General features: G+C 54.2%; 7 protein-coding genes. 2 read left to right on the forward strand and 5 right to left on the reverse strand.

The genetic code is table 11. From position 1 onward, the window contains the following. Nucleotides 1–58: 58 nt before the first annotated feature. From Z052_RS21300 to Z052_RS18300, 5 genes are all read right to left on the reverse strand, one after another. Complete coding sequence (locus tag Z052_RS21300; RefSeq protein ID WP_321166872.1) at nucleotides 59–265, reverse strand: TRAM domain-containing protein; 207 nt, start codon at nucleotides 263–265, stop codon at nucleotides 59–61. 730 nt (nucleotides 266–995) lie between these two features. Beyond that, nucleotides 996–1343 (reverse strand): DUF6908 domain-containing protein, encoded by a 348-nt coding sequence (locus tag Z052_RS18280; protein ID WP_099289313.1) that lies wholly within the window; start codon nucleotides 1341–1343, stop codon nucleotides 996–998. Nucleotides 1344–1862: 519 nt separating this feature from the next. Then, entirely contained in the window at nucleotides 1863–2246 is a 384-nt protein-coding gene (locus Z052_RS20000; protein WP_144050073.1) for a hypothetical protein, read from the reverse strand. 599 nt (nucleotides 2247–2845) lie between these two features. Continuing rightward, nucleotides 2846–3787 carry a site-specific integrase gene (locus tag Z052_RS18295; protein ID WP_099289316.1) on the reverse strand — a complete coding sequence of 314 codons (942 nt, stop codon included), beginning with the start codon at nucleotides 3785–3787 and terminating at the stop codon, nucleotides 2846–2848. Further along, nucleotides 3777–4103: a hypothetical protein gene (locus Z052_RS18300; protein WP_099289317.1), complete on the reverse strand. Its 327-nt coding sequence runs from the start codon at nucleotides 4101–4103 to the stop codon at nucleotides 3777–3779. The genes Z052_RS18295 and Z052_RS18300 overlap by 11 nt, the downstream gene beginning before the upstream one ends. Nucleotides 4104–4173: 70 nt before the next feature. Between Z052_RS18300 and pheT the strand changes: the two genes are divergently transcribed. Together pheT and Z052_RS20335 are read left to right on the forward strand one after the other, a co-directional pair. Continuing rightward, on the forward strand, nucleotides 4174–5937 hold the full coding sequence (gene pheT / locus Z052_RS18305; protein ID WP_094520355.1) for a phenylalanine--tRNA ligase subunit beta: 1764 nt from the start codon (nucleotides 4174–4176) through the stop codon (nucleotides 5935–5937). Between the two features lie 118 nt (nucleotides 5938–6055). Further along, nucleotides 6056–6211 (forward strand): hypothetical protein, encoded by a 156-nt coding sequence (locus Z052_RS20335; protein WP_155120046.1) that lies wholly within the window; start codon nucleotides 6056–6058, stop codon nucleotides 6209–6211. Nucleotides 6212–6482: the final 271 nt, after the last annotated feature.

A 6482-nucleotide genomic window follows, 5' to 3' on the forward strand; every position in this document is an offset into this window, starting at 1 on the left:
GCTTCCCCCACCCTCCGTTTTGACTTGTCGAGGGTTCTCCGTGGAATAGTTACAGCCGTTACTGCTCTTGAGTTGGGTCGTGCTGGCGTTTGACCACTTCAGCAAATCCGACGTTCTCCCGCACATCGTCAAGACGGATAGTAACTCGTTCTCCGACCTCGGTATCGGGGACAATCACAACGTAGCCTCCATCGATTTTCGTGATTCCATCGCCCTTGTCGCCTAGGTTCTCAATTTCGACTTCACGCACTTCACCCTCTGACACGGGTGGGTCACCACCACGACTGTGGGACTGTGAGTTGCGTTCTTCTGTCTCTTTGTCCTGCGTATCCGTCTCCGAAGCGGACTCGTTGGTTGTAGACGAGATGAGTGCGACTCGGTACGTCTCTCCAAGTTGAACGCTCCCTTGCTGGACTTCTCGCTTCGGCACTTCGACAGTATACGTATCGCCCTGCTCAGTTACCTGAGCGGAGTACAGGCATAGCACGTCATCAGAGATATTCATCTGCTCAATTCAATAAACGGACGGGTAGTGAATAGGGGTTCTGGTACTCCTTGCGTTGCGACGTAGATTGGCTATGTAGGTACAGCACCGCCCCGATTCTGGTGTATCTATCAGCGTCAATAGAGGCTATCGAAGTTCGAGATGCTGTCCAGCAAAGCAAACAGTCCGTCTACTAATCAATCACAGTCTCCCCAGTCAGTCCTCTCGACTCGGTAACTGCCACAGTCAGGGCAGATGTAGTACTCTACCTCGAACTGACTATCACATCGCTGGCACTCATACACGGGGTCGTCATCCTCGGACTGCCAAATGGCTGAAGCCCAATCCTCGACAACTCCCATAATTAGAAAGAGTGAGTCCGAACATTTAGTTTGTAATGATAGTTGAATCGCCTGACAGCGACGGGTTATTACTGATAAGTATGTCGAGTCTGGACGCGTAAGCAATTCGTATACTACGAGGGATGAAATCGACTCTCGGTTGATGATATTCACTCGTTAAGAAAGCCCTGCATTCGCAGGTTCTCCGCCCAAACATCCAGCATATCGTCGATTGGGACTCCCTCGGTGCTGTACTCGTATGTGCTCAGGGCATCTATCCGATATGATACAGGCGTCCACGTGCCGTCTGGCTCGATTCGGAACGTGACCTCAGGGTCTCGCATCAGGTCGCCACGCTGGATATAGTACTGGCATACGATTAGCTCATCTCCGTGTCGCTCGATGCTCAAATCCATTATTGCGTCACTCTCGGCGTCTATTTCAAGATAGAAATCTGAGTCAATTGGTTCGCCGTGCTGGTTCACGATAGAAGTGATTGTCTTTCTGAAATTCTTCATATTTAATTCAGACACAGAATCACCCTAAAGCGTCTATTGGAGTCCAGATACGACCAACCGATACTTCGCTCTGATATGCTCGTAGAGAGGCTTACACGACGCCATACACAATTTTCTTCGTACGCGTCTTCGGCAACACAATTACGAGCAGAGCGGATATTTTCGATAAATATATATTAATAGATGTGCGTCACCATAGCACATAGATGGACGAATGCTTCGTGTGTGTAGAGCCTGCGTCTAACCGTTATTCTGTGACACTAGAGGGTGCGAAGACGCTTGAAGAGAAAGTCATCTGCGATGAGTGCGTCACAGACTTGCGAGAGAAAGACTGGATAGGCGTGGATAGTAAGCAAGTTCTTGCGAGTGACGGCGGTGGGTCGCAAGAGAGCGGGCGTCAGTAGCGTGCAATCTGTCCGCATACGATGAACTTGCCACACAGTAGCCACAGTAGGGTACACGACGGACTCTAACAGCTACTAATTGCGATTGGTTGGTCGGTGACTACCGCTCTCAGAATCAGCCATACTGCTCGCCAAACGACTCAGCAAGAGCATCAGCGAGTTCCTCGGCTTTCTTATCAGATATTTCGCCGTCGTGTATCAACTTGAAGACACCGTCCTGAATTTGTTGCTTGAACTCTTCCCGCCCAGCCGAAATAGAATCTACTGTTTCAAACGACGCCTCACCCTCTAAGCTCCCGTTCTCAACGTACTCTTTCAGCACAACCCCTGTGTCCTTGTATCTGATTAGACCAGCTCTTTTGAAGAGATGCTTGTCACTGTCAACTCTGAGGATAACCGTGCTTTCGTCACGTGGACAGACGCCGTATTTGTCGTATTCTGGTTGCAAGTCGATTCGTCCGTGCTCTTCGGAGGGAGTATTCTCGTGTGCGTCAGTCATTATAACATAGATTGTATGATGATTGATTTCATTCAGTAACGGTGCTAAGATTCGTCTGGCGGGACGAGTCGAGAGATAGGAAACGCATATGTCTGTACGTCTGTATCCTGAGCGACTACATTCCGAACGAGAATAGCCCGTCCATCCTTCGTCAACTCACGTGGATTTGCAGGAAGCGACTCACTATATACAGCCTGAACTACTGGATCTGTGGGCTCTGCGTAGTCGTAACGAGCGTTGTAGTCATGGACGCTCTGAGATTCATATCGGTTCTCAGCGACGTTTTTCGGCTTGACTATGACTTCATCCGCACGACGTGAGTCCAACTGTACTACCACGACTTCTGAGTCTTGTTCCCTGTCAGTAAGAATATCACCTATTTGATACACTTATAAATTATATGATACGAGAAGACGGTAAATGGTTTACTCTGCTCAGTACGATTTAATGATTGCTTCGCTCATACTTCGTGCTGAACAAGCGAACGAATAATCACCATATATCGTGTATGCGGATGAACGTCAGAAACAGCACGTTAGTATCCTGAACGGGAACTGATCTGCCGTCCCCTTCGTCAGTTAGTGGTAACTAATGTGTTGTTAGAGGTCAAGACCGTATCTATCCATTTTATCTTTGTCCACATCGTCATTTAAGTATTGACGTGCTGTTTCTAAATCACGCCACCCCATCAAATTACGAAGCGTCATAATATCGCCTCCACTATCTACCCAATTTTGAGCATACGAGCGACGGAGGATGTGCGTTGTAATCGTAGAACGCTCATCTCCGTTCGCTTTGAGATTTGAATCTAACTTGTTCTGAATCTCGGAGCAGTTCTCTACACCGTTAGTGAACAGCGAACTCGCCCTGTCCCTGCTGATTCTGTCTGCGATTCTCGTAATAAATACGTATTTAGAATCGTCGTTGGGGAACTTAGAGCGGTATCCGTTGTTGATGTATTTACTCAAATATCGTCTGCTCTTACGGTCAAAGTAGACAACACGGTCGTCCTGCTTTTCGTTCTTTAGGGTTATAATTTTAGCAGAGCGTTCAGACAAGTCTAAATTTTCCATTTTTAATCGAATAACTTCTCCGATCCTCGCACCTGTTGTTGCCTGAAAGCTGAATAAGGCTTTTGCCCTCATTTCAGGCATAGACTCAATCAGTGAACGAACCTCTGTTTTGTCTAAGTTTATTTTATCATTTGAGGCTTCGTCGTAATTAAGATGGTCAATATCTACTTCGTCAAATGGATTTTCTCTGTTTAATTTTTTAGCTTTGATATAATACTCATACATCTGCTGAATCTTGGAATAGTAATTAACAGCCGTGTTATCGGCTAAGCCCTTGTCATTAGTGAGATAGGAGAGGAAGTCGTCTGCTGATAAGAAATCCATATTTTCTAGTGCTTTGTTTTCTTTTTCTAAAAATTCTGTTAGAGCAGTAACGGCTGACTGTTCAGATGAGTATGTGCCGTCTGCTAATCGCGACTTTCTGCGTCTCAACCAACTGTCCAAGAAGCGTTCATCGTTACTGTTCATCTTTGTTTGTGAAATACTCTTCAATTTCAAACATCAGTTCGTCAGAAATGTCCTCGGCGTCATCTATGCTATCCTCAAGCTCATCTATATCCAGCCGTGCTTGTTTTATTTCTCTCAAGACGCCTTGTAGGTCGTCTCGAACCATCTCCAACTGTTGTTCTTCATTTGATTGAGATTCGGAAATCACGCGTTTTACGCCTGTGCGAACAAGTTGAGCAAGAGTATTGTACTCGTCTGACTGCTCGATGAAATTGTCCCACTCATTTTTGCGTTCTTGCGAGACTCTACAGCCGACCATAACCTTATTTGAGTCCATACGAACTAATTTGAGATATGAAGTGTAAAAAGCTACGAATTGTATACGGTATTCAAAAGGTGAGCTACTGATGCCCGTCGTCGACGTCGACCCGGACGAGCTCCGCGAGCTCACCGGTCACGAGGAGAAAGACGACGAGGAGCTGAAGGCGGACCTGTTCGGGCTCGGCCTGGAGTTCGAAGGCGAGACCGACGACGGCATGTACCAGTTCGAGTTCGCGCCCGACCGGCTCGACCGTCTCTCCGTCGAGGGGGTCGCCCGCTCGCTGCGCTACCACTACGGCGACGCGCGAGGCGTCTACGTGCCGAACACGAACGACCCCGAGTGGAGGATCGAGGTCGACGAGTCGGTGCCCGACGAGCGCCCGTACGTCACCGGCGCGGTGGTCCGCGGCCTCGACCTCGACGAGGCGGCGCTGGAGTCGCTGATCCAGCTCCAAGAGAAGCTCCACGCGACGATGGGACGGGGGCGCGCGAAGGGCGCCATCGGCATCCACGACCTCGCGATGGTGAAGGGCGCGCCGCTCCAGGAGGGCGCAGAACCGTCGATCACCTACCGCGGCGTCGACCCCGAGGGCGACACGTTCGTCCCCCTCGACGCGAACGACGAGCTGAGCCCGGCCGCGGTGCTGGAGGAGCACGCCACGGGCGAGACGTACGCCGACCTCGTCACGGACCTCGATCGCTACCCGGCGATCTACGACGAGCTCGGGCTGTTCTCGTTCCCGCCGGTGATAAACGGGAAGCGCACCGAGGTGACGACGGGGTCCCGCGAGCTGCTCGTCGAGCTCACGGGCACCGACCAGTGGACTATCGACCGGATGTGTAACATCATCTGTTACGCCCTGTCGGCCCGCGGCGCGACGATCGAGGAGGTCGAGGTGAACTACGCCGACGGCGCGACGCACCCGAGCGAGTACGGCGCGGAGCTCGTCCGGCCGAACCTCGACGTCGATGAGAAGACGGTGTCGCACGAGCGGATCGAGACGCTGCTCGGCGTCGACTTCGAGCCCGAGGAGGTCGTCGACTGCTTCGAGCGCGCCGGACTGGACGCCTCGTACACGCTCGGCGAGGACGTCCGCTACGAGGTGGAGATCCCGCCGTACCGCGTCGACGTGCTCCACCCCCTCGACCTCGTCGACGACGTGGGGCGCGCGTACGGCTTCGACAACCTGACGCCGCGCTACCCCGACGTGGGCACCGTCGGCGGGCGCCACGAGCGCTCCCGGCTGGAGGACGCGGTCCGTACGAGTCTCGTCGGGCTGGGCTTCGAGGATCTGCTGAACTTCCACATGACGAGCGGGACCGAGAACTACGACCGGATGCGGATCGAACCGGGCACGGGCGGCGCCGCGGTCGGAGACGGCGACGGGGTATTCGGCGGCGGCTCCCCCGTCGAGATCACCGAGCCGTACAGCGAGGAGTACACCCAGCTCCGAACGTGGGCCCTCCCGTCGCTCGTCATGCTGTTGGAGCGGAACACCCACAACGCCTACCCGCAGGACGTCGCCGAGGTCGGCTTCGTCGCCGAGCGCGACGACGACGCGGACACGAACGTCGCCGAGTCGCGGCACGTCGCCGGCGCGGTCGCCCGGCGCGACGCCTCCTATGAGGCCGCGAAAGGCCAGCTTCAGGCGCTGTGCGACGACTTCGACGCCGACCTAGCGACACCCCGAGTCGAGCATCCGACGTTCATCGATGGCCGCGCCGCCGCGGTCGTGATCGACGGTGAACGCGTCGGCGTGATCGGTGAGATCCATCCCGCGGTACTCGTCGAGCACGATTTGGAGGTGCCGGTCGCCGCCTTCGAGTTCGACCTCGACGCGCTGCGGTAGACTCTCGACCGGATCACGTACCGACGCCGGACTTTCCGTTCGGTCGGTTCTATCACGGATTATCACGGAGAGTGGCTGGAGCAGAAGACATATATTCCCCTTAGCGCAGTTCCCGAGCATGGACTGCGAGAGATGCGGCGTCGACGCCACACTCACGCACCGGGACGTCGACGGGTTCGCGTACTACCTGTGTGAGGCCTGTATCGGCGGGTGGGACGCGGTTCGGACGCGATCGCCCGAGGCTTCGGACGAGAGTCGCTCGGCCGCGCAGTAGGCCCGAGCACCGGGTCGGCGGCGCGCGGTGACGCCGGGGGGACGCTCGCCAGCGAGAGCGACGCGCAGTAACCCCGACGAGATGCGTGCCCGCGAGAGCGACGCGCGCAGAGTGATCAGTAGGATCGAAACGGAAGGCGGTGATCGGGCCGTCCCCCCACCGCTTCTCGGCAGGGAGCACGCCGACGCGGGGGAATGATCCCTCGACGTGGTCGATGACGGGATCAATTGTGTGTTGCGAAATCTAGCTCTGACGCTCTTCAGTAGACTGG

It is taken from the genome of Halorubrum sp. C191, from assembly GCF_002727095.1.
In the GTDB taxonomy this organism is placed as follows: domain Archaea; phylum Halobacteriota; class Halobacteria; order Halobacteriales; family Haloferacaceae; genus Halorubrum; species Halorubrum ezzemoulense.

What these genes read in the sequence shown, in the direction of transcription:
- Z052_RS20335 (WP_155120046.1), top strand. Translation starts at nt 6,056, where the DNA reads ATGGACTGCGAGAGATGCGGCGTCGACGCCACACTCACGCACCGGGAC.
- Z052_RS18295 (WP_099289316.1), bottom strand. Translation starts at nt 3,787, where the DNA reads ATGAACAGTAACGATGAACGCTTCTTGGACAGTTGGTTGAGACGCAGA.
- Z052_RS20000 (WP_144050073.1), bottom strand. Translation starts at nt 2,246, where the DNA reads ATGACTGACGCACACGAGAATACTCCCTCCGAAGAGCACGGACGAATC.
- Z052_RS18300 (WP_099289317.1), bottom strand. Translation starts at nt 4,103, where the DNA reads ATGGACTCAAATAAGGTTATGGTCGGCTGTAGAGTCTCGCAAGAACGC.
- pheT (WP_094520355.1), top strand. Translation starts at nt 4,174, where the DNA reads ATGCCCGTCGTCGACGTCGACCCGGACGAGCTCCGCGAGCTCACCGGT.
- Z052_RS18280 (WP_099289313.1), bottom strand. Translation starts at nt 1,343, where the DNA reads ATGAAGAATTTCAGAAAGACAATCACTTCTATCGTGAACCAGCACGGC.